Origin of the sequence: Marinitoga sp. 1154 (assembly GCF_013363285.1) — a bacterium.
Taxonomy (GTDB): Bacteria; Thermotogota; Thermotogae; order Petrotogales; family Petrotogaceae; genus Marinitoga.
Genome location: NZ_LBFB01000021.1, coordinates 16,798 through 42,020, shown reverse-complemented (window position 1 = coordinate 42,020; position 25,223 = coordinate 16,798). Strand labels below are relative to the sequence as shown.

27 protein-coding genes are annotated in these 25,223 nt (G+C 26.4%); 2 read left to right on the top strand and 25 right to left on the bottom strand.

Annotated elements, in window-relative coordinates:
* Positions 1-210 precede the first annotated feature (210 nt).
* On the top strand, positions 211-1,194 hold the full coding sequence (locus tag XO12_RS08990; RefSeq protein WP_047267273.1) for a LacI family DNA-binding transcriptional regulator: 984 nt from the start codon (positions 211-213) through the stop codon (positions 1,192-1,194).
* A gap of 4 nt (positions 1,195-1,198) precedes the next feature.
* Here XO12_RS08990 and aroH read toward each other — a convergent pair whose 3' ends face one another.
* The 3 genes from aroH to XO12_RS08975 all read right to left on the bottom strand — a co-directional run bounded on the left by aroH (position 1,199) and on the right by XO12_RS08975 (position 3,586).
* Positions 1,199-1,537 carry a chorismate mutase gene (aroH, locus tag XO12_RS08985; protein ID WP_047266447.1) on the bottom strand — a complete coding sequence of 113 codons (339 nt, stop codon included), beginning with the start codon at positions 1,535-1,537 and terminating at the stop codon, positions 1,199-1,201.
* Positions 1,538-1,604: 67 nt separating this feature from the next.
* The gene (locus XO12_RS08980; protein ID WP_175420151.1) at positions 1,605-2,339 is read right to left on the bottom strand and encodes a TIGR03915 family putative DNA repair protein; all 735 of its coding nucleotides are present in this window, start codon (positions 2,337-2,339) and stop codon (positions 1,605-1,607) included.
* Entirely contained in the window at positions 2,339-3,586 is a 1,248-nt protein-coding gene (locus XO12_RS08975) for a putative DNA modification/repair radical SAM protein (RefSeq protein ID WP_047266445.1), read from the bottom strand. The genes XO12_RS08980 and XO12_RS08975 overlap by 1 nt, the downstream gene beginning before the upstream one ends.
* 110 nt (positions 3,587-3,696) lie before the next feature.
* Here XO12_RS08975 and XO12_RS08970 point away from each other — a divergent pair, with 110 nt between their 5' ends.
* Positions 3,697-4,827 carry a phospholipase D-like domain-containing protein gene (locus tag XO12_RS08970; RefSeq protein WP_047266444.1) on the top strand — a complete coding sequence of 377 codons (1,131 nt, stop codon included), beginning with the start codon at positions 3,697-3,699 and terminating at the stop codon, positions 4,825-4,827.
* Between the two features lie 12 nt (positions 4,828-4,839).
* Here the strand turns inward: XO12_RS08970 and XO12_RS08965 are convergent, their stop codons facing one another.
* From XO12_RS08965 to lpdA, 22 genes are all read right to left on the bottom strand, one after another.
* Positions 4,840-5,322 carry a MogA/MoaB family molybdenum cofactor biosynthesis protein gene (locus tag XO12_RS08965; RefSeq protein ID WP_047267270.1) on the bottom strand — a complete coding sequence of 161 codons (483 nt, stop codon included), beginning with the start codon at positions 5,320-5,322 and terminating at the stop codon, positions 4,840-4,842.
* Positions 5,319-5,795: a cyclic pyranopterin monophosphate synthase MoaC gene (gene moaC / locus XO12_RS08960; protein ID WP_047266442.1), complete on the bottom strand. Its 477-nt coding sequence runs from the start codon at positions 5,793-5,795 to the stop codon at positions 5,319-5,321. Before moaC ends, XO12_RS08965 begins: the two co-directional genes overlap by 4 nt.
* 1 nt (position 5,796) lies before the next feature.
* The gene (gene moaA, locus XO12_RS08955; protein WP_047266441.1) at positions 5,797-6,738 is read right to left on the bottom strand and encodes a GTP 3',8-cyclase MoaA; all 942 of its coding nucleotides are present in this window, start codon (positions 6,736-6,738) and stop codon (positions 5,797-5,799) included.
* Positions 6,739-6,743: 5 nt separating this feature from the next.
* Positions 6,744-7,520 carry an ABC transporter permease gene (locus tag XO12_RS08950; RefSeq protein WP_047266440.1) on the bottom strand — a complete coding sequence of 259 codons (777 nt, stop codon included), beginning with the start codon at positions 7,518-7,520 and terminating at the stop codon, positions 6,744-6,746.
* Positions 7,492-8,148 (bottom strand): ATP-binding cassette domain-containing protein, encoded by a 657-nt coding sequence (locus XO12_RS08945; protein ID WP_052913268.1) that lies wholly within the window; start codon positions 8,146-8,148, stop codon positions 7,492-7,494. The genes XO12_RS08950 and XO12_RS08945 overlap by 29 nt, the downstream gene beginning before the upstream one ends.
* Before the next feature lies 1 nt (position 8,149).
* Entirely contained in the window at positions 8,150-9,079 is a 930-nt protein-coding gene (locus XO12_RS08940; protein WP_175420150.1) for an extracellular solute-binding protein, read from the bottom strand.
* 17 nt (positions 9,080-9,096) lie between these two features.
* On the bottom strand, positions 9,097-9,552 hold the full coding sequence (locus tag XO12_RS08935) for an MOSC domain-containing protein (RefSeq protein WP_217683676.1): 456 nt from the start codon (positions 9,550-9,552) through the stop codon (positions 9,097-9,099).
* 191 nt (positions 9,553-9,743) lie between these two features.
* A complete protein-coding gene (locus XO12_RS08930) occupies positions 9,744-11,549 on the bottom strand; it encodes a diguanylate cyclase (protein ID WP_175420149.1) in 1,806 nt (601 codons plus the stop codon).
* A complete protein-coding gene (locus XO12_RS08925) occupies positions 11,546-12,565 on the bottom strand; it encodes an ABC transporter substrate-binding protein (protein ID WP_175420148.1) in 1,020 nt (339 codons plus the stop codon). The genes XO12_RS08930 and XO12_RS08925 overlap by 4 nt, the downstream gene beginning before the upstream one ends.
* Before the next feature lie 81 nt (positions 12,566-12,646).
* A complete protein-coding gene (locus XO12_RS08920) occupies positions 12,647-13,546 on the bottom strand; it encodes a phospholipase D-like domain-containing protein (RefSeq protein ID WP_175420147.1) in 900 nt (299 codons plus the stop codon).
* Between the two features lie 76 nt (positions 13,547-13,622).
* On the bottom strand, positions 13,623-14,273 hold the full coding sequence (locus XO12_RS08915; RefSeq protein ID WP_047266434.1) for a hemolysin III family protein: 651 nt from the start codon (positions 14,271-14,273) through the stop codon (positions 13,623-13,625).
* A gap of 14 nt (positions 14,274-14,287) precedes the next feature.
* Complete coding sequence (locus tag XO12_RS08910; protein WP_047266433.1) at positions 14,288-14,665, bottom strand: methylglyoxal synthase; 378 nt, start codon at positions 14,663-14,665, stop codon at positions 14,288-14,290.
* 375 nt (positions 14,666-15,040) lie between these two features.
* A complete protein-coding gene (locus XO12_RS08905) occupies positions 15,041-15,649 on the bottom strand; it encodes a V-type ATP synthase subunit D (RefSeq protein ID WP_047266432.1) in 609 nt (202 codons plus the stop codon).
* A 23-nt stretch (positions 15,650-15,672) separates the two neighbouring features.
* On the bottom strand, positions 15,673-17,040 hold the full coding sequence (locus XO12_RS08900; protein ID WP_047266431.1) for a V-type ATP synthase subunit B: 1,368 nt from the start codon (positions 17,038-17,040) through the stop codon (positions 15,673-15,675).
* Between the two features lie 123 nt (positions 17,041-17,163).
* Positions 17,164-18,912: a V-type ATP synthase subunit A gene (locus XO12_RS08895; protein ID WP_175420146.1), complete on the bottom strand. Its 1,749-nt coding sequence runs from the start codon at positions 18,910-18,912 to the stop codon at positions 17,164-17,166.
* Positions 18,912-19,487, bottom strand: a complete 576-nt coding sequence (locus XO12_RS08890; protein WP_175420145.1) for a V-type ATP synthase subunit E family protein — start codon at positions 19,485-19,487, stop codon at positions 18,912-18,914. Before XO12_RS08890 ends, XO12_RS08895 begins: the two co-directional genes overlap by 1 nt.
* On the bottom strand, positions 19,480-19,794 hold the full coding sequence (locus XO12_RS08885; RefSeq protein ID WP_047266428.1) for a V-type ATP synthase subunit F: 315 nt from the start codon (positions 19,792-19,794) through the stop codon (positions 19,480-19,482). Before XO12_RS08885 ends, XO12_RS08890 begins: the two co-directional genes overlap by 8 nt.
* Before the next feature lie 3 nt (positions 19,795-19,797).
* Positions 19,798-20,235: an ATP synthase subunit C gene (locus XO12_RS08880; protein ID WP_175420144.1), complete on the bottom strand. Its 438-nt coding sequence runs from the start codon at positions 20,233-20,235 to the stop codon at positions 19,798-19,800.
* Between the two features lie 14 nt (positions 20,236-20,249).
* A complete protein-coding gene (locus tag XO12_RS08875; protein ID WP_175420143.1) occupies positions 20,250-22,103 on the bottom strand; it encodes a V-type ATPase 116kDa subunit family protein in 1,854 nt (617 codons plus the stop codon).
* Positions 22,104-22,105: 2 nt separating this feature from the next.
* Complete coding sequence (locus tag XO12_RS08870) at positions 22,106-23,146, bottom strand: V-type ATPase subunit (protein WP_175420142.1); 1,041 nt, start codon at positions 23,144-23,146, stop codon at positions 22,106-22,108.
* A 46-nt stretch (positions 23,147-23,192) separates the two neighbouring features.
* Positions 23,193-23,507 (bottom strand): hypothetical protein, encoded by a 315-nt coding sequence (locus XO12_RS08865; RefSeq protein ID WP_175420141.1) that lies wholly within the window; start codon positions 23,505-23,507, stop codon positions 23,193-23,195.
* A gap of 258 nt (positions 23,508-23,765) precedes the next feature.
* Complete coding sequence (gene lpdA / locus XO12_RS08860) at positions 23,766-25,118, bottom strand: dihydrolipoyl dehydrogenase (RefSeq protein ID WP_175420140.1); 1,353 nt, start codon at positions 25,116-25,118, stop codon at positions 23,766-23,768.
* Positions 25,119-25,223: the final 105 nt, after the last annotated feature.

Genomic DNA, 25,223 nt, shown 5'->3' with positions numbered 1-25,223 from the left:
GTATCACCTCCAATAAGTTTTGGGTACAATATAATAATACTACAAAAGTAAATCAACACCAAGTGTGGGGGTGATGCCCTTTTTCGAAATAGCTTATAATCAATATTCTGTAAATTGAATTTACACAATTAGTAGTAAAATAAAATGGGGGGATCCCCCATTTTTAATTTTTTATTAGTATATAAACATATTTTTAAGAGGTGTTTTTTTATGAAAAGAATTAGCATTAAGGATGTTGCCAAAGAGGCCGGTGTTTCTATTTCAACAGTCTCTAGAGTTATTAATAATAGTACTTATGTGAATAAAGAATTAAAAAAAAAGGTTGAAATTGCAATAAAAAAGTTGAATTACAACCCAAACATCTTAGCCCAAAATTTAAGACGTGGTAATACCAAAACAATAGGATTCGTAATTCCAGATATTACAAATCCTTTTTTCCCAAATATAGTAAAAGGGGTTGAAGACTATTTAAAACAGAAGGATTATACTCTTCTATTAAGTAATTCAGATCAGAATTTAGAAATAGAAACTAAAATAATCAATACTTTAATTTCCAAACATATAGACGGTATTATATTTACAGGAACAGGATTATATAATCCAACTTTAGAAAAATTAATAGATAAAGGTCTAAAAATAGTTTTTCTTGATAGGATTTTGGAAGATGTCAATGCTTCTTATGTTATTTGTGATAATAAATCTGGAATTTTAGATTTATTAAATTATTTATATAATAATGGAAAAAGGAGTTTTTATTTTATAAATGGAAGTAAAAATACATTTAGTGCAAAAATAAGATATGAAACATTTATTGATTTTATGAAAGAAAAAAACATATATAATTATAAACACGTTTATACTAATTTTTCTTATGAAGCAGGATTCAAATTTGGAAAACGCATAAAATCATTACCTGATGTAATTATAGGAGGAAATGATTTAATTGCATATGGTATAATTGATTCTCTTCAGGAAAAAGGAATACAAATTCCTCAAGATGTTGAGGTTACAGGTTTTGATGATATATTTTTTAGTAGACATTATAAACCTTCGCTAACTACTATAAGACAACCAATATATGAATTGGGGTACAAAGCAGCTGAATTAATTTTAAATTTAATTGAAGAAAAACAAAAAAAAATAAGAGGTATTATATTAAAACCCACATTGATAATTAGAGATTCAACGAAATAAATATTTATTTTAAATCTTTTCTTAAATCTCTCGCATTATGTAAATATATAAAATTTTGAGTATCACTCTCACAAAGAATTAAAAATCTTATTATTCCGTTTGCAGAATTCTCAAAAACAGCTTCCTGGAATGTCATTAAAGGTATATTATTTAATCCGAAGTGCTTTCGTATGGCTGTTATAGGATTATATGCTGTTATGTCTGGAGTTACAGAACATAATATAGCAATTATATTTTTTATGTTATTATTTTGAATGATTTTATTGTATAATTCTATAGAACGATTTTTTATATGTTCTTTTTCATTTTTATCTATAGAAGTAGCGCCTCTAATTCCTATCATAACACACCTCTTTTATTAGAATCATTTTACATTATATCATAAGAATACATAAAAATTATGATAATTATCAAATTTCTGTAAGATATTTCCAATATCGTTGAGGCATAAATTGTTTCTGAAGACGTATATTTTTTCTTTCTGATATAGCAACATTTTTAAAATATGTTTTCCATAAACTTTGAAACTCTTTTTCAGAAGAAGATATACTTTTTTCTAAGTTCATATTATAATTTAATATTTTGACTAACTCTAATTTTTTATCATATATAATAGCCAAACCATGCTTTAAATCGTGAATTATCCATATTTTATTTTTTAGTCTGTCACTAAAATGTGAAGCAAGCAAAGTGATTATATTATGATCCGGTTCAAATGGTGCATATAGGATTCCATTAAACAACTCTCTAAATCTCAATAACCCTAAAAATCTCTGTTTTTCCTTTATAACCTTATATATTGCATTTTTAACACTTAAAACATAGTTTTTTTCAATATGTATTTCTGCATTTCTTTGCATTTTAAGAGATAAATTAAAGTATTTTATTATACTACTCTCAATATTTTCTATTTCGGAAAGATATGCAAGATAAATATTTTTTAATATTTGTTTATCCAATTTTTTTATAATGAATTCGCCAACTATTCTTGATTTTTCAAAGTCCGATTCTATATAGTCAATTATGTTAAATATTGTTGGATTGCTTTTTTTGAATACAAGATCAGGTATAAATCTTTTATTATAACAATAAAAGATTAATGTTAATAATCCCTGAAAAGTCCCATCATAAATAAGTATTTTCATTATCTCGCCACCTTCTGTATTGAGTTTGGTAAGAATAGTGGAATTTTATATTCTTTGTTTTTTAACAACTCTTCTTTAATTGTGTCTGGTGTTAATAATAAATTTGAATAATATTTTCCATTACAGGTTATAAAATATTTTGCTCTTTTTAAAACAACTCCTATTTTTCTTAACTTTTCAAAGGTTAATGGAGAATATTTTCTAATTTTTATAATAGTTAAAGCTGATTTTACACCTATCCCTGGAACTCGTAAAAGCATTTCATAAGATGATTTGTTTATTTCCACGGGAAAATATTGAAAATTTCTCAACGCCCATGAGGTTTTAGGATCTAATTTTTCATCTAAATATGGATATTCTGTATTTACAATTTCCTCCGCTTTAAATTTATAAAATCTTATGAGCCAATCTGCTTGATATAATCTATGCTCTCTATTTAGCGGTGGTAAAATATCGGGTAATTTTTTGTCATTATTCACTTTTATAAAAGCTGAATAATAAACTCTTTTCATGTTGAATTTTTTATACATTATTTCTGCGAGTTTTAAAATTTGAAAATCATTTTCTGGTGAAGCTCCAACAATTAATTGAGTACTATGACCTGCAGGAATAAACACAGGAGCTTTTTTATATTTTTTTCTTTCTTCAATATTTGCTAACATATTTTTACCAAGGTATGACATTGGTTTTAATATATTTTCTCTTTTTTTCTGTGGGGCCAATAATTTCAAACTTTTTTCACTTGGGAGCTCTATATTTACGCTTAATCTATCAGCATAATAACCAGCTTCACGAATTAATTTCAAATCAGCTCCTGGAATTGCTTTAAGGTGTATATATCCGTTAAATCTTTCATCGATTCTTAATTTTTTAGCAACTCTTAACATTTGTTCCATTGTATAATCTGGACTTTTTACAACCGCAGAACTTAGAAATAATCCTTCTATGTAGTTCCTTTTATAAAAATTTATTGTTAATTTAACAATTTCATCTATTTTGAAAGTAGCTCTTTTCACATCATTACTCGACCTATTTATGCAATATACACAATCATAAATGCATGCGTTTGAAAATAGTATTTTTAGAAGAGATATACACCTGCCATCTCCTGTCCAACTATGGCATATTCCGCTATTCACAGCATTACCTAATCCATTTGAATTATTTTTTTCACTCCCGCTTGAAGCACAAGAAACATCATATTTAGCAGATGCTGATAATATTTTTAATTTCTCTAACATTTCCATAGTTTCACCTACTAAAAAATAATATTTTAAACATCTACAATTATTATACTACATTCAAGTATGAAAAAACAATAGAATTATGTAAATTTTATGTTATAGGAGGAGTTTTTATGAAAAAAAATTTTTTGATTATTTTTTTATTGAGTGTATATTCCATAATTTTTGCTATTTCAGAAGGGAATTTTATTATTAGTTCTAAAGATTTAGAATTACCTGGAGAATATTACGATGGAAATAATTATTTTTGGAGAGCAGATTATCATCTCGAAGATTTAAAAGAAGCAACTGATTTAAATATTGAAATTCATAATATCAGTGATGATTCGACTGTACTTTTTTTTGATGAAGGTAATAATGAGAAAAAAAATTGGAAATATATAAAATCATTATTGGATAATGCGAAAAAATTTGTATGGATAGCAATATACGATGTTAATTATTATCCTTTTATAAAAGAATTAAAAGAGCTAAAGAATAAAAATATCGATATAAGATTAATAATAGAATCACAAAACATCAATTCCTATATATCTGGATTAAAAAAATCTGGCATATTGGTAAAATATGATAAAAATTATAAATTAATGCACAATAAATTTATAATTATTGATGGTTATTGTGTAATAACCGGAAGCACCAATTTTACAAATAATGGTTTTGGATATAACTCCAATAATTCAATAATAATATTTTCAAATGAGTTGGCACAGGATTATATGAATGAATTTAATGAAATGTATAACGGATATTTTGGTAAAAATTCGATTGATAATAAACCATATAAAAAAGTAGAATTTGACAGTGGATTAATAGAACCTTATTTTACTCCAGAAGATGATTTAACAAATAGAATAATAAAATTAATAAATGAAGCCAATAAAAAAATCCATGTTATGATATTTACATTCAGCAAACGTCAAATAGCTGATGCATTAATAGATGCAAAAAAAAGAGGTGTTGATGTCAAAATTATTGCGGAAGAATATCAATCAAATTATAACTGGGCTCAGATAAATTATTTAAAACAAAATGGCATTAATGTTATATTAGATAAAAATGACAAAACGTTTCATCATAAAGTAATTATAATAGATGAAAAAATAACTCTTACCGGTTCTTTCAATTTTACGAATTCTGCACAATATAATAATGATGAGAATTCTTTAATAATTCATAGTAAGTATATATCAGAAGTTTATGAAAAGGAATTTGAAAGATTATGGCAAAAATATCAAAAATAAATTATGCTTTTATTATCGCGCACAATCACCACCTAAATCTTTTATTTTTTCTATCGCATGTGGGATAGCAGGTAATAATACCTGCAAGTTTTCTTGTACAGCTTTTGGACTTCCAGGAAGATTTATAATTAATGTTTTATTTGCAATTCCAACAACAGCTCTTGATAGCATTCCATGAGGAGTTTTTTTTAGAGCTGTTGTTATCATGGCTATTTCCATGCCATATATCCTTCTTTCAATAACTTCTAAAGTAGCTTCTGGAGTTACATCTCTTGTTGTTAATCCCGTTCCTCCAGTTGTTAATATTATGTCGATATCTTTTTTTATTAATTCTTTTAATTCTTGAGAAATCTGTTCTTTTTCATCTGGCAATATTTTATATCCAATTAATTTTCCGCCTATGTTATTCATTAAATCTTGAATTATTTTTCCACTAATATCTTCCCTTTCACCCTTTGAGCCTTTATCGCTTAAAGTTAGAACAAAATATTTCATAAATTATCCTCCCTTAAAAAATGTCCGCTTTTCCCACCAGATTTTTCAATTAAATATATATCCGAAATTTCCATTTCTCTGTCAATAGCTTTACACATATCATAAATTGTAAGGGCTGCAATATTCACAGCAGTTAATGCTTCCATCTCTATACCAGTCTGAGAATGTGTTTTTGCTAATGAAAATATTTCGATATTATTATCGTTTATTTTAAATTCAATATCAATTTTCGAAATAAATATATTATGACACATTGGTATCAATTCAGAAGTCCGTTTTGCTCCCATAATACCAGCTATTTTTGCTGTAGTTAAAACATTACCTTTAATTATTTTTCCAGAAACTATTGCTTTTAATGTTTCCTTTTTCATCTTTATCTTTCCATGAGCACGGGCTATTCTTAAAGTTATGTTTTTCCCAGATACATCAACCATATTAACATTTCCATTTTTATCAATATGTGTAAAATCCATTCTACCCCCCCATTTTATGCATAGGCGTTTTCTTTGTTAATTTACTTAAATAGTGTCGTTTGGGTTTCTCAAAAATAGCAAATTTTATTTTCTCTTTTAATTTATCTTCTTCTAAAATAACATCTTTTATTGAAATATGGTAATCAAAAGCCAAACATGGATAAATTTTTCCATCTGCAGAAATTCTAATTTTATTGCAGCTTGAACAAAAATTATGTGTAATAGCAGAAATAAAACCTATGTATGAATTTAGTTCCTTTATTAAATAGTAATTTGAAGGACCTGAACCGAATTTTATTTTTACAGGAATTAAATTATATTTTTCCTTTATTTTATCCTTTAAAGTTTTTTCGCTAATAAAATCACTATCATTATAATTTTTTCCAATAGGCATTAATTCAATAAATCTAATAGGCAAGTTCAATTTTGCCGCAAATTCAATTAAATCAAAGATTTCTGATAAATTTCTTTTTTGAATAACTGTATTGAGCTTGACTTTTAAACCTATTTTCAGTGATTTTTCAAGCCCATTTAAAACATTTTGCAGTTCATCTCTTTTAGTAATATTTTTGAAATTTTCACTATTCAGAGAATCCAGGCTAAAATTCACTTCATTTAAACCATTCTTTTTGAGTTCATCAGCAAGATAATACATTAAAGAGCCATTTGTCGTTATACTAAATGTTCCAAAATATTTTTTTATTATTTTAGCAACATCAACAATATCCATTCTCAATGTTGGCTCTCCACCTGTTAACCTTATCTTTTTAAAATTTAAATCCTTTAAAGTTTTAACTAATACTTCTATTTCTTTTAATGTAAGTAGTTCATTATCTTGCATAAATTTTACTTCTTCATTCATGCAATAATTACATCTAAAATTACATTTATCAGTTAACGAAAGTCTAATATATTCAACTTTTCTATTGTATTTATCTTTCATAATAATTACCTCGATTCTGTGTATTTCCAGAAATTTTGTACTATTCTAATGAATACAAATATAATCATTGACATAATAAATATTAAAGCGGTTAGCGCTAATGCCTGTTTTAATCCATATCCCTGAAATTTATCGTAGGTAAGGACAGATAAAGTCATGGGATAATATGCTAATATAGCAACAGCACCAAATTCTGAAATACTTCTTGCCCACATTAATAAGGAACCTGTAATTATTTCATGTTTTACCATTGGTAAAGCTATAAAAACAAAGCTTTTAAAAGGTGTTGCACCTAAAGAACGTGCAACTTTCTCATATCTTATATCAACTTTTTTAAACCCATCTTTTACCGAATTTACAAAAACACTAAAACTCAAAAAACTCATCGCTGCAACAATTCCCCAAAATGTATGTACAAAAGAAATACCAAATAACCCAAAACTTTTCCCTATAAATGAATTTCTTCCTAAAGTCATTAATAATGCGATTCCCGCAGCTGTGTGGGGAATAGTCTGAGGAATATCGATAATAGCCTCTAAAATGGCTTTAAAGGGAAAATCAAATCGAATAATACCATAAGCAAAAGGAATGCCAAATATTACGGCTATTAATGTTGCTAATATTGCTGCAGAAAAAGTTATTTTAACAGTATTTAAAAATTCCGGAGTTTTAGAAATCTCAATTAATAGTTGATAATCTACATTTAGAAATACAGTAAGAAAAGGTAATAATATCGCAAATACAAAAGCAAAACTAATAATTATAATTATATTTCTGAACATATGATTCCTCCGTCAAAACTCCATTAAAAATTTTATAAACTTTTGAATTATTAATAATTTCATTTTTATCATGGGTTACATGAATAGTTGTTAAATTATACTCCTGATTGATTTCATGCAATAATTTTAAAATATCCTTTTTTATATCCTGATCTAAAGCTGATAATGGTTCATCAAGTAATAATATATCAGGCTTTGTCACCAGAGCTCTTGCTAATGCAACTCGCTGTTTTTCTCCCCCGGATAGAACCTGAACTTTTCTATTTAAGATATGAGAAATATTTAATCTTTCTATTATATAATGGAAATATTCAAAATCACTAATTTTTTTCATTTTCATACCAAATTCAATATTTTTTCTTACATTTAAGTGTGGGAAAAGATGATAATTTTGATATACAAAACCTATATTTCTTTTCTCCGGCGGTAATAAAGTAATATCCTTTTTGCCAAAAAATATTTTTCCCTTATGTTTTACAAATCCTGCAATTGATTCCAAGAATAGTGTTTTTCCTGACCCTGTTGGACCAATTATATAAATATAATTTCCAGAATTTATTTTTAATCTATTTACATTTAAAAAAAAATGATTAAAAACAATCTCAAAATTTTCAATTAATATTTCCAAATTAATACCCCCATAATTCCTTTAAGTCTTCAGGTAAATTTTCTGGAAAGTCAACATTCGCAAATAAATTCATCCCTTTTTCTTTAAAAATTTCTTTTCCTTTTTTGGAATACATAAATTTTATAAATTTCACGGCAATATTATAATGAGGTGCATTTTTTAATATAGTAAAACTATAGTTTATAGGTTTCCCATAAATCTTTATTTTTTCCCCATCTTTTCCAGGAACTTCTACAAATACTTTTTTATAATTTTCTTTATATTTTATTGAAGAAAGATTTATTTTTTCAGGTAATTCTATATATTTTAAATTATATTGAAAAGCAATTGATTTATACAAAAATGCATAATCCATTTCATTAGCCTCTAAATATGCAATTAAATCAACTGATTTTTTTAGAATCATTCTATTTCTGGAATTCAAAAATTTTTTATATAATCCATTTTCATTATAATATTTTTCTGCTAATTGCAGTGTCATTAATGTTCTATATCCCGCTGGATCCAGTTCTGGATTAGAATGTCCAAAAATAACCTTTTTATTAAAAATAATTTTATACCAGTTTTTTTCATTTATTTGAACTTTATATTTTGAATTATCAGTATAAGCCAAAACAAGACTATTATTAGAAAAAACAACATTGAAATTCGCATATCTGTTATATAAAAACTCTGGGATAATAGTATAATCTGCGACAAAAGCAATATCGGCTAATTGATTTAATTCTGTAATTCTCCTTGCAATTACTAAACTTCCAGACCCCATTAATTGAACATTTATATCAGGATTTTCTCTTTCAAATTCAATGGATAGAGCTTTTAAAACATTGGTTAAAGAACCCGCATGAAAAATTACCAACTTTTCGGCCGGAGTTTGAACTGATAATACTAGAAAAACATATATCAAAATTTTTATCAAAATTTTTTTCATAATATCACCCCAAAAATTCAAACATTTACTGTCTTGCCAGTATAAAAAATAACTTTATCTCCAATTTTTATTTCGCCACCTTCAAGTACCTTTAAAAATATTCCTTCCAGTGGCATAACACATTTTCCAATAGTCTGATAAATTGCACAAGATGTATGACATTTTTTCCCTATTTGTGTAATTTCTAACAGAGTATTACCAATTTTTACTTTTGTTCCTACAGGTAATTTGTATATTTCTCCGCTTTTAATAGTAATATTTTCCGCAAAATCACCATATTTTAGCTCATATCCATACTTCCGCATCTTATCAATACTTTCTTCTGAAAGCATTGATATTTGCCTATGCCAATTTCCAGCATGTGAATCACCAACAATTCCCCAATTGACTTTTAATTCTGCTTTTTGAACTGGTTCTTTAACAACTCCCTTTTTTTTTGAAATATTAATAGAAACTACAACACTTTCTATCAAAGCAATCCCTCCAATAAACCAAGCATTATTTGTCAAAACACCATAATGTTCTTTATATTTTTGTTTTATAAATTATATCATTTTTCATATTTTTTACAAAATCCCATAATTACATTTCTAAAAAATTAATTTAAAAACAACTTTCAAATTCTTGTTATTTTAATGTATAATTTAAAATATCTTTTTTTATTCTATCTATTTGAATTCTTTTTTCTTTTATTTTTATACATCAGTTCGTCTGCTTTTGAAATAATAGAATCAAGTGTTTCCTTGTGATTATATTCGATAAATCCAAAACTTACACTGTAATTAATTTTACTTTTTTCACTGAGTTTTTTAAGTTCTTCTGTTATATTTTTTTCGAGTCTACGAGCATCTTCTAATTTACAATTATATAAGCCAACAAAAAATTCATCACCGCCATAACGAGCTAAAATGTCAGATCTTCTTATATGTTTTTTAATTGTTTCAGATATAACTTTTAAAGCTTTATCTCCTTCATTATGACCATATGTATCATTTATGATTTTTAAATTATCAACATCTATAAAACCTATTGTAACTGGTTTTTTTTCTCTTTTGGATAAAAATATCAATTCTTCTAAGAGGTGAAACCCGGCATTTCTATTATATATTCCTGTTAAAGAATCATAATGAGCTAATTTTTGCAATTTAAATTCATTTTCTTTTAATTTTGTAATATCTCTGCTGATTAAAGCTATACCAATAACCTTCGAATCTCGATATATTGGATAATAATTATTGCTTACCCAATATATGCTTCCATCTAATCTTTTTATGGGTTTTTCAACTATGAAATTTTTCTCATTTTTAAGAGAAAATTCAATTTCATCAAAAAACTGATCTTCTCCTTTAAATATTTCCTTTAAATTATCATTTTCTTTTATTTTTTTATTAAAATCTCTTTTAGCCCATTTTTTGAAAACAGAATTAGCCAAAATAATATTTAAATTTTTATCAACATATAAAATCCCATCCTGGCTATTTTCTATTATAGATTTTAATAACATTTCTGATTTTTCAAGTTTTTCTTTTGTTATATTTAACTCCTTAGTATATTCTTTTAAAGATTTTAATAAATATTCCAATTCCAAATTTTGATTTTTAGTAATTTGTATTTGTTTTCTTAATTCAGCTGTTCTTCTTTTTATTATATTATTCATAACCCATATAATTAAAGCTAATACTATGAGTATTAATAAAGATATTGTAAGAATTAATGTTATCCATAACGGAATTTTGGCATTATGTAAATATTTACTTGTAATTGTATAATATACAGAATTAGGGTTGCTTTTTAAATTTGTTAAATTGGAATCTATTTTATGTATAATATCCCGCAAATTGTCTTTATGATATATCAAATATGCATTGATAAGATAAAATGAAATAGGCGTTTCAAATGCATTATATTTTTTATAAAGCATCATTCCAACGTAATAATTTACCAATCCTGCATCAATCTCTTTTTTTATTAAAGCTCCAAATATGTCTTCATATGTATTGTATTCTAAAAATCTTATGTTTAAATCAAATGTATCATCAATTTTTTTTAGCCCTTTTTCTCCAAGATAAAAAATATCATTTTTTAATACTCCAATTGTTTTGTTTTTTAAATCAAAAAAATTATGTATTTTTGTATTTTTTAAAGTGAAAATTTTTCCATATGTGTCATATAAAGGAACAGTATTATACTTAAAAATTTCACTTCTATCTTTTGTATACCCAACTCCTAATAAAATATCTATTAAATCATTTTCTAAATATTCCAACCCTTCAGAAAAGTTTAAATAAACATATTTAACATCTATATTCTCTTTTTTAAATATATAATCCATAATTTCCGGAAGAATACCTTTTATTTTACCATTTTCGGCATACATAAGGGGAGGATTTTCATATACTCCAACTTTGAGTGTATTTCCAAATAAATATGTAAAAGATAAAATAACTAAAATAATAAATATTTTTTTCATTGGGTATACACCTCAAATAAAAGTTTTTTATTTATTTCACCATACTTATCGAATTTTACGACCCCAAAGGAAGTATTAAATGTATTATTTAAAAGATATTTTTTTATTTCTTCTGATCTATTTGGCGTATTTTTATAAGCATAATATAATATTTCCAAAGTTTCATAAATAATATTTGCATAAATATTCGGATATACATTATATAGCTCCTTAAATTTAAGGGAATATTCTGAATATTTTGAAAAGTAATAAGGTAATATTATATTTTTTTTATTATCTAACAAATCGATTAAATGTTTATCATTAAACCAAGGTAAAATTATTATATTTATTTTCGGATTCATTTTTTTCAATAAGTTTATTATTAAAGCACTTTTGTTGATAGAGCTTATCATAATATATGCATAATTTTCATTATTATAGTACAGTTTGATTTTTTCTATTGAATTTTCCGGTGTATTTAAAGGAATAAGATTAATATTTCCATAATAAAAATCCTTAAAATTCTCAAATGAATTATTTATATAAATCGGATTTTCATATCCTTTTATAATAAGAATTTCGTCTGTTTTTTCATTCAAATATTCTGCGATTTGCTTTTGTTCATTTTTATTACTAGGAATAACCCTTACAAACCAATCATCTTTGTTTGTATAAATATCGGAAGTAATAGAAGCACCTATTCCAAGAATTTTATCTTTTTTAAGCAGGGGATAGACAGGATTAAATGAAGTAGAATCTGTAGCAAATATCATTATGCTCACGTTTTTCTTTTTTAATTTATTATATACTTTTAAAGAATCCTCGGCATTTCCTTTTGCATCTTCATAATAAATCTTTATATTAGAATATTTATATTTTTTGGAAAATGTGTTGACTGCCTTAACAATATCTTCCATAGAAAATGTCTCATCTCCAGAAAAATTCCCAATTATGCCTATTTTTAATGGCGATTTTATAATATAAAAGAAAAGAATAAATATTAAAATAAAAATAAATATAAAATTTTTTTTCATGATATCCCCCATAAAAAATTTTTACATGAAGTAATTATACTATAATTTATTAAAAATACAAAACAATGATGTAAAAATTAATTATTGATTCCATAATTTATTGAATAAATCGAACAATATTTGTCTAATATCTTTATTGTATATAATTAAGATATATTCATCATTTTTTTCGCGAGCTCTATATGTTAGATTATAACTTCCCAACAATAAACCATGTTCATTTACTAATAATTTTAAATGCATATTTCTATATTTTTTTAAAATTTTATATTCTATACCTTTTAGATATTTTAAATTTGATACAAACTTTTCATTCCAGTTATCGGCAATAATTTTTACGTCAACATTTATGGATGATAATTTTTCAAATGAATATAATATTCGACCATCAGTAAATGAATAAGTAAATATATATAAAAATTTTTTAGATGATAAAATAAAATTATTTATAGCGTTGTATATATTTTTTGAGGGTCCGGTTATAAAAATTATTTTTCCAATATCTTTTGAATAAATAGATTTATTCTCTATATTCTTGTTTTTTCCAAATTTACCATTTTGAAAATTTTGAAATTCTTTTAAAAAAAGAGATGTTATTGCTTGATCTTCTGTATATATATAAACATTTAAATCTTCAAATATACTACCGCTTGTAAAATTCCCCGTTCCAAATAGTACACTTTTATTATCAAATATCATGAATTTTTCATGTAAATATCCCTCAGTATTTTTATCAGGCAGTATATTATTGCTTTTAATATCATACATATTAAATTCTATAAAACCTTCGACATTGTTCTTGTTATTTAATATAGACAAAAAAGGGGCATTCAAACTCAATGATACAAATTTTATATTGTTAGAAATAATAATTTTTTCCTCTATAAAATCTGCCAATTCATAAGACGGAGTAATAAAAATTCTATAAGAATATAAAAATAGAGAAAAAAATAAATATAAAATCAAAAAAAATTTTTTCATGATGTACCTCCAAAAACCAAAAAGCTCCAGAGGAGCTTTTTGGTTGATAATATAATATTAAAGTGTATTCAAACACTTAATTCAAAACATAAAAAAATACTGCAATAAAATGAGAAATACTTCCACCTAAAACAAATAAATGCCATATCATATGACTATAAGGTAACTTCCTCCATATATAAAAAACAGCACCAACGGTGTATAATAAACCTCCTATTACAAGCCATATTATTCCACCTAAAGGTAATGAAGATATTAATGGATTTATTGCGAAAATTATCATCCAACCCATTCCAATATATAGAAGCGTTGAGATTATTCTGAATTTTTTTACAAAAAAAGGTTTTAACCCTATACCGATTAATGCTAATACCCATATAGTTGTGAAAATCGTCCATCCAATTTTACCGTTTAGTGTTACTAAAGTAAATGGAGTATATGTGCCTGCTATTAATAAATAGATTGAAGAATGATCTATTATTTCTAATATTTGTTTTGTTTTTTTATGTTGAATACTATGATATAAAGTTGAAGCAAGGTATAATAAAAATAAACTTATTCCATATATAGTAACACTAACGGTTTGTAAAAAAGTTCCTTTTAACGTTGAAAAGACAATCAATAAAACTAAAGCAGCTATACTCAAGATAGCCCCTATACCATGAGTTATAGAATTTGCAATTTCTTCTCCTTTTGTATATTTTTCATAATTATCTAAATCTTTAATAATTCCACCTTCTCTTATTTAAATTTTTTCTCTATTTCTAATACAAGCCCTTCTGCTGTCGCTAAATTGGTAGCAAGAGGTATATTATGTACATCACAAACTCTCATTAAAGCAGAAACATCTGGTTCATGAGGTTGTGCTGTTAAAGGATCTCTTAAAAATATAACAAAATCCATGCTTCCTGCTGCAATCATTGCACCTATTTGCAAGTCTCCTCCATATGGACCTGACGCAAATTTTGTTACATTTAATCCAACCTTTTCTTCTATTAAAGTTCCAGTGGAACTGGTAGCATAAAGATTACATTTTTCAAATACATACTTCCATTCCTTTACAAACATAACTAAATCCAATTTCTTTTTATCATGAGCAATTAATGCAACATTTATCATATTTTCCCTCCATATTATGAATTTATGTTCAAATATAGTACACTCCTATAATTATAAATTAATAAAAAAAAAAGACCCTAACTAAATAAGCCGGGTCTTATAATAACTCTCACTAATAATTATATCATAAAAAACTCTTTTTGTCAAGTTAAATTTTATTATCTATATAGATTGTCTAAAAAGTCTCAAATGAAACGAAGACTCGAAGATTGCCCTTAAAATTATGAATGGAAGCCGTCAAAATTACATGGACGTAATTTTGAGCGAAACAATACACGATGTATTGTTTGAGCGACGGCTGAGAATGAATAATTTTAAGGATTAGCAATCAAGCTGTCTGAGTGAATTTGACTTTTTAGATATCGTAATCTATAATTATCTTTTTAATTTTTTTAATTTAAAAAATTCTTCTCTTTCAAATTCCTCAAGAGTATCCTGAATAAATTTAATAGAACTTTGTAGTTGAGGTATTACAATATTTTCAAGTGCAGAAACCCTTTTTTTAGTCTTTTTTACTTCATGTGCAAGTTTGTAAACCTTATTTTCAATCATGGAAGCTTCTATAATTAATCCCAAAACTGTTTTAAAAGATATATATGCTTGATCTAATGCAGCATCTGTTCTATAAATTTCATAAGGAATATCTATTTTTTGCTCTTCTTTATAAATTTCTGGAACCTCAACACCCATTATACTTCTGAATCTTATTTTTAAATCATCGTATTCTAAAACCCCATTTGCATATTCTTCAACATTTTCTATTCCTAAATCAAGATTTGCCAGTTGCAAAGATTCATAAGCTTTATTAAATATTTTTAATATTCTATCCTGAACACTCTTAGCCTGATCTATTAAATCTACTAATTCTTTCATTATAATATTTCTTTTTTTCTCCAGCAAATCATGTCCCTGTTTTGCAAGAATAATCTGTTGTTTTAAATTTATTAAATTTCCTTTTGTCGGTATAGTTTGATTAAAAATCATTATTCCACCTTCAATCTTAAAGGTTATTTTTTATAATATTTCTCTATATAATTCTTTTTTATTCTTGTTAGTTCTGTCTTCGGTAATATAGAAAGTATTTTCCAGGCAATATTTAATGTATCTTCAAGTGTTCTTTCTTCATTAAAACTCTGATTAATAAATTCATTTTCAAAGGTTTTTCCAAACTCCAGATACAATTTATCTATATCAGATAAATCATCTTCTCCAATTATAGCAGCCAAAGATCTTATTTCAAACACCCTAGAATAAGATGCAAAAAGCTGTGATGATACATCCGGATGATCTTCTCTGGTAAATCCTTTACCAATTCCATCTTTCATCAATCTTGAAAGAGATGGTAAAACATTTATAGGTGGGTATATATTTTTTCTATGTAATTCTCTTGATAAAACAATTTGGCCTTCTGTTATAAAACCGGTTAAATCTGGTATTGGATGAGTAATATCATCATTTGGCATAGTTAATATAGGTATTTGGGTTACAGAACCATTTTTCCCTTTAATCATACCAGCTCTTTCATATATCGAAGCTAAATCTGAGTAAAGATACCCAGGGAAACCTTTTCTTCCAGGAATTTCACCTCTATAATTTGATAATTCCCTTAATGCTTCACAATAATTGGTCATATCATTTAAAATTACAAGAACATGTTTTCCTAAATCAAAAGCCAAGTATTCAGCAACTGCAAGAGCCATTCTTGGCGTAGCTATCCTTTCGACGACAGGGTCACTGGCCAGATTTAAAAACACCACCATATTTTCTATGGCGCCACTTTCTTCAAAATTTTTAATTATGAAATTTGCATCGTCTTTTTTTAAACCTATTGCACCAAATACAACAGCAAATTCTTCATTTGATTTTAATTTAGCCTGTTTGGCAATTTGAACCGCTAATTTATTATGAGGTAATCCATTTCCTGAAAAAATAGGAAGTTTCTGACCACGTATTAATGTAAGCATACTATCAATTGCTGAAATACCTGTTTGAATAAAATCTCGAGGATATTCACGGGCGGCCGGATTTATTGCTGATCCGTTTATATCTACACTTTTTTGTGCAATTATTTCACCCATTTCATCAATAGGTCTTCCCAGTCCATCAAATGTTCTTCCAAGTATATCTGGAGATAAATTTATTTCTAGTGGTTTTCCTAAAAACTTTATTTTTGGTTCATTAAGAGATAATTCTTGAGTTCCTTCAAACACCTGAATAACGGCTGCATCTTCACTTATCATAATAACTTTACCCAATCTGGTTTTATTATTATGTTCAATTTCGACAACTTCATCGTATCTTATATCTTTAACATTTTCTATTATAATGAGAGGTCCTCGAATTTGAGATATCCCCTGATATTCTCGTATTGCCATATGTACACCTCCGATATAGCATACTACACACCCGCGGTGGAATGTTGAATATAGCTCATTTTTCATTAATACATTTTCAATATTGTGCTTTCGCACACCTGGAGTGGAAGTAAGGATTTATTATCATTTACTATATATATTTTCTAATTTTTCAAAATGTGTATTTAAAAATCCTTCTATACTTTTAAACTCTTCTATAGTTTTTATTTCTTCTTTCATTGTCAGCAATTTTGAAATAACCTCTGCAGGTAAAACCTGACTTATTGCTATTGATTTTTCAATATATTTTTTTGAACGTGAGTAGGTATCCATAATTGTTTTTAATAAATAATATTGTTTTTCTAACGGACAATAAGAATCTATTTCGCTAAAAGCACTTTGTTGTAATATACCTACTTTTATTATTTTCGATATTAAAACAGTAAGTTTTTGATCGTCAGGCAAAACATCTTCACCAACTATTTTTATAATCTGTTGAAGCCTATCATCTTCTGTTAATAATTTCATAGCTTCATCTCTATAATAATTCCATCGTTCTTTAACATTATTTGCGAACCATTCATTTAAATCTTCCTTATATTCACTATAACTTGTAAGCCAATTAATAGATGGATAATGCCTTGAATAAGCCAGATTTTTATCTAATCCCCAAAAACACTTTACAAATCTCTTCGTATTCTGAGTTACTGGCTCCGAAAAGTCTCCACCAGGAGGTGAAACAGCTCCTATAATAGTAACCGATCCAACGGTTCCATTTATATTTTCTGTAATCCCTGCTCTTTCATAAAATTGACCTATCCTCGATGCTAAATATGAAGGATATCCCTCTTCAGCCGGCATTTCTTCAAGTCTCCCAGAAAGTTCTCTTAAAGCCTCAGCCCAACGCGATGTTGAATCCGCCATAACAGCAACGTTATATCCCATATCTCTAAAATATTCTGCAATTGTAATCCCGGTATATATTGACGCTTCTCTTGCTGACACAGGCATATTGGAAGTATTGGCAATTAAAACAGTTCTATCCATTAACGGAGCTCCAGTTTTCGGATCTTTTAAATTTGGAAATTCTTCTAAAACTTCTGTCATCTCATTCCCTCGTTCTCCACATCCAATATACACAATTATATCAGCATCAGCCCATTTTGCGAGTTGATGTTGTGTAATAGTCTTTCCTGTTCCAAATCCTCCAGGAATAGCAGCAGTTCCACCCTTACTAATAGGGAAAAACAAGTCTATAACTCTTTGGCCTGTTATTAATGGTATTTTGGGTTCTAATCTATTCTTTACTGGTCTTGGAATTTTTACCGGCCATTCATGATACATTTTAATTTCTCTTATTCCATATTTTGTTTCTATTTTTGCCAGTATATCTGTAACTTTATAATTCCCGTTTTCTTTTATTTCAACAATTTTTCCATTTATATCCGGTGGAATCAATATTTTATGGGTTAAACTTTTTGTTTCCTGAACTTCTGCAAGAATGTCTCCACCATTAACTTCATCTCCTACATTTTTCAGGAAAGATACTTCCCAATATTTTGTTGTATCCAATCCAAAAGCATCTATTCCTCTTCCTATAAAAGATCCTGACTTTTCTATTAATTCATTTAAAGGTCTCTGGATGCCATCATATATACTACCCAATAATCCTGGACCTAATGCAACTGATAACATTTTTCCTGTTCCTTCTATTGGTTCAGTTGGTTTTAACATAGAAGTTTCTTCATACACCTGAATGGTAGCAATATCTCCATTTATTCTTATTACTTCTCCTGTCAGCTTAAATTCGCCAACTCTAACCATTTCATTCATAAACAGATTTTTAGCACCATCAGCTTTTACAACAGGACCATTAATTTCTTTTATTTTCATTATATATCACCTACCTCTTCTAATACAAGACGAAAGATCATATTTTTATTTTCCTGAAGATATGATTCAATTGTATTTTTAATACTTACATTTTTGCTTTTTAAAATGATTCCACCTTTAATTTCATTATCAGATTCAATTTTGCAATCTGATACAAATGTTTTTATAATTTCTACATCACCAGGATTACACAATATTATATAATCATCATTTACTAATTTTACTGCGTCAAAATATAGTTTTTGATAAAAATATTTTTTTCGCTCATTTTCCAAATTTAACATTTTATTTTCTATTTCATCTAATACTTTTTTTAATAAATTATTTTTAAGTTTTAACTTTTCCTCTTTTATACGAAGTTCCGCTTTAGATTTTGCAAGCTTTAATATATGTTTTGCTTTATCATTAGCTTCCTTTAATTTTCTTTGACTATATTTTTCAATATCTTCTTCAAAACTCTTTTTTAGTTTTTCAAATTCATCATCATATTGTTTTTTTAAAGATTTATATTCAACTTCATAATCTTTTTCCAATAATTCAAGCATATTTTTTAATTTTAATTCTGTATCATTCATTAATTCTCACCCCAATGGCTTCCTCTACATATTTTGTAATAAAATCTTTATCTCCACGCCATCCATGTCTATCTGGAATTACAAAGATTAGAGGAAGTTTTCCAGAAAGTTTATGTTCTTTCAGTTCTTCTTCTATCTTTTCAGCTGCTAATTCTGTTATTAATATAACCCCTATTTCTTTATTTTTAAGAACACTATTAAATGTATTCAAAATTTCATTTCTTTCATGAACAACAACTCCAGAAACTCCACTTAGTCTTAATCCTATAGAAGTATCTATGTTGTCGCTAATAAGAAAGAATTTCATGAATTATATCCTCCCAAGAATCATTATGGTTACAATAAGTCCATAAATAGCTATACCTTCAGCCAAACCTACATAAATAAGGGTTTTTCCTAACAACTCTGGCTTTTCACTAATAGCTCCAACAGATGCTGCACCAACCATCCCAACACCGACACCTGCTCCAACTGCGGCCAACCCTGTTGCTAATGCTGCACCTATTAAACCAAGACCTGTATTATTAGTAGTATCAACAGCAGGTGTTGTTGTTGTATTTGTTTCAGCAAATGCTGATGTAGGAGTTAAAGTTATAAAAGCAAAAAGCATAATCACCACAAACAAAACTATATTTCCAGCAAAAACTTTTTTTGCAAACTTTCTTGATTTCTCAGGATTCTTTGAAAAATAGAATCCAGATACAACTGTTAAAAATACTAAAACAAAAAGAGAAACAACATATGCCATAACTAACACCTCCACTAAAATTTGTATTTTATAGGATTAAATTCTTTACCGTTTCCTTTAAAAAATCTGGTGAAAAATTCATAATATTCTAACCTTAATGTTTGAATAAACACAACCAGACCTTCTAAAACTATAATTAAAATATTTCCTAACAATAGGATAATATATGAAAAAATGGTATTTCCTGTCATTTTAGACATCATATAAAACGCAAGAAATAGTCCTGCATGATTCATAGCAAAAGCTCCCAATCTGATAAAAGATAAAGTATTGCTTAGATATCCCAATAATATTTCGAATAAATCAAAAAAACCCTGTACAATCTTTTCTCCTAAAGTACCTTTTTCAAAAATAATACTTCTTAAATATATGATTATAATTAAACCAATAATAAATATATAACTGATTTTTGGGAAAGTACCATTTTTAATCATATAAAAGACAGAACCTAATAAAATCCAATAAAGAGCAATTCCAGCATATCCATTTGGATCAAAAACGAGTTCTTTTATATTTTTATTTTTTATTTTATTTACAATATTCAAAAACATTGCTAATGTAAGAATTGATATTCCAAAATATATAGAAAGTATTAAAAAATAATTTATATTATCCATTGGTCTTTTCCATAACGGTTTTATAACATTCTCAAATCCAAAAAAACTTCCATATAAAAAACCAAAAATAATTGAAAAAATGCCTGATGCTCCTATAACATAAAATAAATCGGATTTATTTTTTTTATAAATCCAAAAACCAAACAGGGATAAAACAGCTCCCTGCCCAACATCACCAAACATCATTCCATAAAATAACAAGAATAATATAGTAATTATAGGTGTCGGATCAATCTCATCGCTTGAAGGAATTCCAAACATTTTTACGATAAACTCAAAATGCTTAAAAATCCCTTTATTTTTCAATAATGTCGGTGATTTTTCCGAAAAAGCGTAATCAATAAATAAAATATAATCGTTTGAATTTGTATAATTTAGCAATTCATTATATATATCCCCGGTTGTCCATCCAGAAATTATAAAGAAATTTTCAGTAAATTTCATCTGATTGGTAAGGTCATAAATGTTTTTTAAAACAAATATATAATCAAAATACTTATATATGAATCTCCTGTTTTCAAAAAAAATTTTTTTTAAGGATATTTTTAGCATTTCTATTTCATATTCTAAAGAACGATATTCATCATATAATATCCATAATATTTCTTTTGGCGTACCAGTATAATCAGGAATAATATATTCAATAAAATTTGCTATTGATAAAGTTTTTCCTATTTCCATATTTGACTCATATATAAGCATTAACCACATAAAATTATCTTCTTCTGCAAGATTAATAGCTAATACATTTTCGGTTTCTAAACTATTTATAAATCTTTCGTAATATAGATTATTTATTTTTCCAACTTTAAAGTTTAACCTTTTCATCATTAATAGTTTTTCTATGTCTATTTCTATAGGTTTTAATTTTTCAAATAATTCTATTTCTGTTTTTAATCTTTCCTTCTTTTCTTTTAAAAAATTCATTTTATCAGAAATTTCTTTCATTTTATTATTTAAATTTCTTGAAAATTCCAGAATTTCATCTTTATCAATAACAAATGGAAAGTTTATTTTTTTAGTTTTTGGTTCTGGAATCTTTTCAGCATATTCAAAAATATTTATAAAATTATTGTATATATTTTTATATGCATTCTCTTTCTGTGTCTTCAATTCGTTTAATAAATCTACTTCAATAATCTTTTCTAAAGGTAATATTTCAACTTTTTCTGAATCCAGAATCTTCTTTGAAATCTCTTCTAATTCATATTTATTTGAAATAATAGTAAAAGGTTTTAATTTTTCATGCACTTTTAATCACCCGCCAATAATAAAAAAGTTTTTATCTTTTCATTTGAAAAATTATAACGTTTTCCTTCTATTAAAGTTATTAAATCTTTATACTCATATTCTCGTATATAAAGATATCCGCTCATCACATCAAATCCATTTTGCGTGTGACTTAACAATTTTTTAGCATATAACAATATAATTTTTTCACATATTCTCTCAATAACATATGGAAAAATATTTTTATCAATATTTTGAAAGTATTTACCATATGAACATGTTGAAATTTTATTAATAAAATCATCTATATTCTCTGAAGTTGCAATATTTTGTAGTTCAGTTTTTGAAAGATTAAAAGAAATAGGCATTAAAAAGTTTAAAACTTCCTCTGTGGATAACTTAAATAAAATTTTTGCTCTATAAATCCATTGAATATTTGCTAAATCCATCTGTATACAAAATATTTTTTTTAGATTTTTTCCAAATTCCGGAATTAAACTTAGCGTTGTTTTCATTTTAGTAAAATACCAGAAATCAAAAGCATTTAATAGATGTTGAATTTTTTTAGATTTAGAATAATTCTGGTAAGCAGAATCAATAATAGGCTGATAAAAAGTATTTTTAAAAATATTAAGAACATCATCAAAGTTTTTTATTGAGGATAGCATATCTTCGTCAATAGTTTTATGGTTTAGCGGAAAGAATTTTTCTTTTGAAATATATTCTGGATGGCCTGAATGAAGAGATCTTAGTACAAATTTAATATTTTCTATTTCAAATCGTTTCTCCATAACTCTAAAAAATCTTTGACCTTCTACAGGAAGATAAAAATAAATATTATAAAAATCCTTTAAAATAGATTTTCTTATAAGAATTTCAACATCACGTCTATGTATCTTTGAAATATCTGTATTTTCAAAAATTTTGCTATAATGAGTATTATTTTTTAAATATTCTGCTATTTCGAAAACGCTCGAAGAATTTACTAAATTTTGAAAATCATCTCTATTTAATATCTTTGAATTTAAAACTTTTACTTTTGCCATTAATGCTGGAAATTTCAATTTAATCATCTCCAATTATGAATTTGCTTTTTTATTCTTATATCATTTAAGAAATCATTTTTTCCAAAACGTTTGAGGCAAAATTATCAATATCTTTTTCCAAAAATTTGAATTTTTCTTTTAACAATAATATTTCTTTTTCATATTCCGAAAAAATCTTTTGTGCTGATTCCTCAGCATTTTGAATAATTTTTTCAGCATTTTTTTCGATTATAATATACTTTTCCTTTTTTTGATTTTCCAGTTCAAGAATTTTTTTTCTTAATTCAACTTTTAATTCTTTTTCAGCATTTTTTAATTTCTCCTGCATATTAAGTTCTGCATTAACAATTTTGTTTATAATACTATTTGGAGAATCCATACAAAATCACCTCCACTAAAAACTAAAAAATTCAAATTAAATATCTTCTATTAAGATTATACTCCTTTAATTGTTAACAAATGAGAAAAGAATTATGTATATTTATGGATTAATACTGTTAAAAAACAATTAAAGGCGATTATGATAAAAAATGTCATATTTTCTAACAAAAAAGAAGGCTTTAAGCCTTCTTTTTTATGCCAAAATTTATTTTTATACGTATTGTATTTTCATAGAAATTTTACATTTTCTTATTTTTTATATATGTATTGCTAAATTTTCCGTATCTTCAAATGCACCTAATATTGTTTCTGTTAATGTAGGATGAGGATGAATTAAATTTGAGATCTCATCAATAGTAAGCCCGTATTTAACAGCTAAAACTCCTTCCATTATCATATCTGTTGCTGATGGTGAAATTATTGTAAAACCTAAAACCTTTTTTGTTTTTCTATCTGCTATAATCTTAGCAAATCCTTCTCTTTCTTCCATTGTTCTTGCTCTACCATTGGCTGAAACAGGAAATTTACCAATAATAATTTTTTCAGGATCCAGATCCTTTTCCTTTAAACCTGTTGAAGCAACTTCTGGTGTAGAAAATATAATAGACGGAACTGCGGAATAATCCATTTTCATACTTTCACCAGCAATATTATGTGCTGCAACAATACCTTCAAACATTGCCACATGAGCAAGCATTATTTTTGCTCTTATATCTCCAATTGCATAAACATTATCTATATTAGTTTTCATTGAATCATCCGTAACAACACCTTTTTCTATCTCTACACCTAACTCCTTAACATCTTGTGGAATATATGGTTTTCTTCCTACTGCCAATAATATTTTTTCAGAAGATATTTCGATTTCACTATTCTCAGACTCTGCAACAACAGTATAAAAATCATCTTTTATAACATTTTTCACTCTAGTTTTTTCATAAATTTTTACACCTTTTTTAATTAAAGCTTTTTTTATTTCTTTAGCAACGTCTTCATCTTCAAAAGGTAAAATATGGTCGGCTAATTCAATTAAAAAAACTTTTTTACCCAGTGCTGAAAAAAATGTGGCAAATTCCACACCTATAACTCCCCCGCCAATTATCACTATACTTTCAGGTATTTCCTTCATAGTAAATACATCATCACTTGTCCATATTCCATCGATTTTATCAAAAGGAGGAAATACTGCCGGAATTGAACCATGAGCTAAAATTAAATTTTTGCTTTCTAAAATTTTATCATTTACTTTTATATGATTTTTATCTATAATTATTCCAGTTCCATTAAATACATCAATATTATTTTTTTTCATCAAATATTCTATTCCTTTTCGTGACATAACTATCGATTTATTCATATGTTTTAGAATTCCAGACAATTCATATGAAATATTTTCAACCTTTATACCAAATTTTTTAGATTTAGTAATAATATCTGTATACAAATGAGTGGCTGTAAGTAAGGCTTTGGTTGGAATACAACCTTTGTTTGTACATGTTCCTCCAAGATGTTCCTTTTCAATTAAAGCAACTTTTTTGCCAAGTTGAGATGATCTAATAGCTGCAACATATCCACCAGGTCCTCCACCAACTACAACAACATCATACATTTAATCCACCCCTTTGCGTTTTTTATCGCAAATATTTTACCTTTTATACAGAAATTTTATTTTACGAAAAGATTAAATATTAAACAAAAAATTTTTTGTAAACTG

What these genes read in the sequence shown, in the direction of transcription:
- XO12_RS08965 (WP_047267270.1), bottom strand. Translation starts at nt 5,322, where the DNA reads ATGAAATATTTTGTTCTAACTTTAAGCGATAAAGGCTCAAAGGGTGAA.
- XO12_RS08925 (WP_175420148.1), bottom strand. Translation starts at nt 12,565, where the DNA reads ATGAAAAAAAATTTTATATTTATTTTTATTTTAATATTTATTCTTTTC.
- XO12_RS08885 (WP_047266428.1), bottom strand. Translation starts at nt 19,794, where the DNA reads ATGAAATTCTTTCTTATTAGCGACAACATAGATACTTCTATAGGATTA.
- XO12_RS08980 (WP_175420151.1), bottom strand. Translation starts at nt 2,339, where the DNA reads ATGAAAATACTTATTTATGATGGGACTTTTCAGGGATTATTAACATTA.
- XO12_RS08940 (WP_175420150.1), bottom strand. Translation starts at nt 9,079, where the DNA reads ATGAAAAAAATTTTGATAAAAATTTTGATATATGTTTTTCTAGTATTA.
- XO12_RS08880 (WP_175420144.1), bottom strand. Translation starts at nt 20,235, where the DNA reads ATGGCATATGTTGTTTCTCTTTTTGTTTTAGTATTTTTAACAGTTGTA.
- XO12_RS08905 (WP_047266432.1), bottom strand. Translation starts at nt 15,649, where the DNA reads ATGATTTTTAATCAAACTATACCGACAAAAGGAAATTTAATAAATTTA.
- XO12_RS08970 (WP_047266444.1), top strand. Translation starts at nt 3,697, where the DNA reads ATGAAAAAAAATTTTTTGATTATTTTTTTATTGAGTGTATATTCCATA.
- XO12_RS08920 (WP_175420147.1), bottom strand. Translation starts at nt 13,546, where the DNA reads ATGAAAAAATTTTTTTTGATTTTATATTTATTTTTTTCTCTATTTTTA.
- lpdA (WP_175420140.1), bottom strand. Translation starts at nt 25,118, where the DNA reads ATGTATGATGTTGTTGTAGTTGGTGGAGGACCTGGTGGATATGTTGCA.
- XO12_RS08890 (WP_175420145.1), bottom strand. Translation starts at nt 19,487, where the DNA reads ATGAATGATACAGAATTAAAATTAAAAAATATGCTTGAATTATTGGAA.
- XO12_RS08900 (WP_047266431.1), bottom strand. Translation starts at nt 17,040, where the DNA reads ATGGCAATACGAGAATATCAGGGGATATCTCAAATTCGAGGACCTCTC.
- XO12_RS08930 (WP_175420149.1), bottom strand. Translation starts at nt 11,549, where the DNA reads ATGAAAAAAATATTTATTATTTTAGTTATTTTATCTTTTACATATTTA.
- XO12_RS08975 (WP_047266445.1), bottom strand. Translation starts at nt 3,586, where the DNA reads ATGGAAATGTTAGAGAAATTAAAAATATTATCAGCATCTGCTAAATAT.
- XO12_RS08990 (WP_047267273.1), top strand. Translation starts at nt 211, where the DNA reads ATGAAAAGAATTAGCATTAAGGATGTTGCCAAAGAGGCCGGTGTTTCT.
- XO12_RS08895 (WP_175420146.1), bottom strand. Translation starts at nt 18,912, where the DNA reads ATGAAAATAAAAGAAATTAATGGTCCTGTTGTAAAAGCTGATGGTGCT.
- XO12_RS08950 (WP_047266440.1), bottom strand. Translation starts at nt 7,520, where the DNA reads ATGTTCAGAAATATAATTATAATTATTAGTTTTGCTTTTGTATTTGCG.
- XO12_RS08910 (WP_047266433.1), bottom strand. Translation starts at nt 14,665, where the DNA reads ATGATAAATGTTGCATTAATTGCTCATGATAAAAAGAAATTGGATTTA.
- moaA (WP_047266441.1), bottom strand. Translation starts at nt 6,738, where the DNA reads ATGAAAGATAAATACAATAGAAAAGTTGAATATATTAGACTTTCGTTA.
- aroH (WP_047266447.1), bottom strand. Translation starts at nt 1,537, where the DNA reads ATGATAGGAATTAGAGGCGCTACTTCTATAGATAAAAATGAAAAAGAA.
- XO12_RS08865 (WP_175420141.1), bottom strand. Translation starts at nt 23,507, where the DNA reads ATGGATTCTCCAAATAGTATTATAAACAAAATTGTTAATGCAGAACTT.
- moaC (WP_047266442.1), bottom strand. Translation starts at nt 5,795, where the DNA reads ATGGATTTTACACATATTGATAAAAATGGAAATGTTAATATGGTTGAT.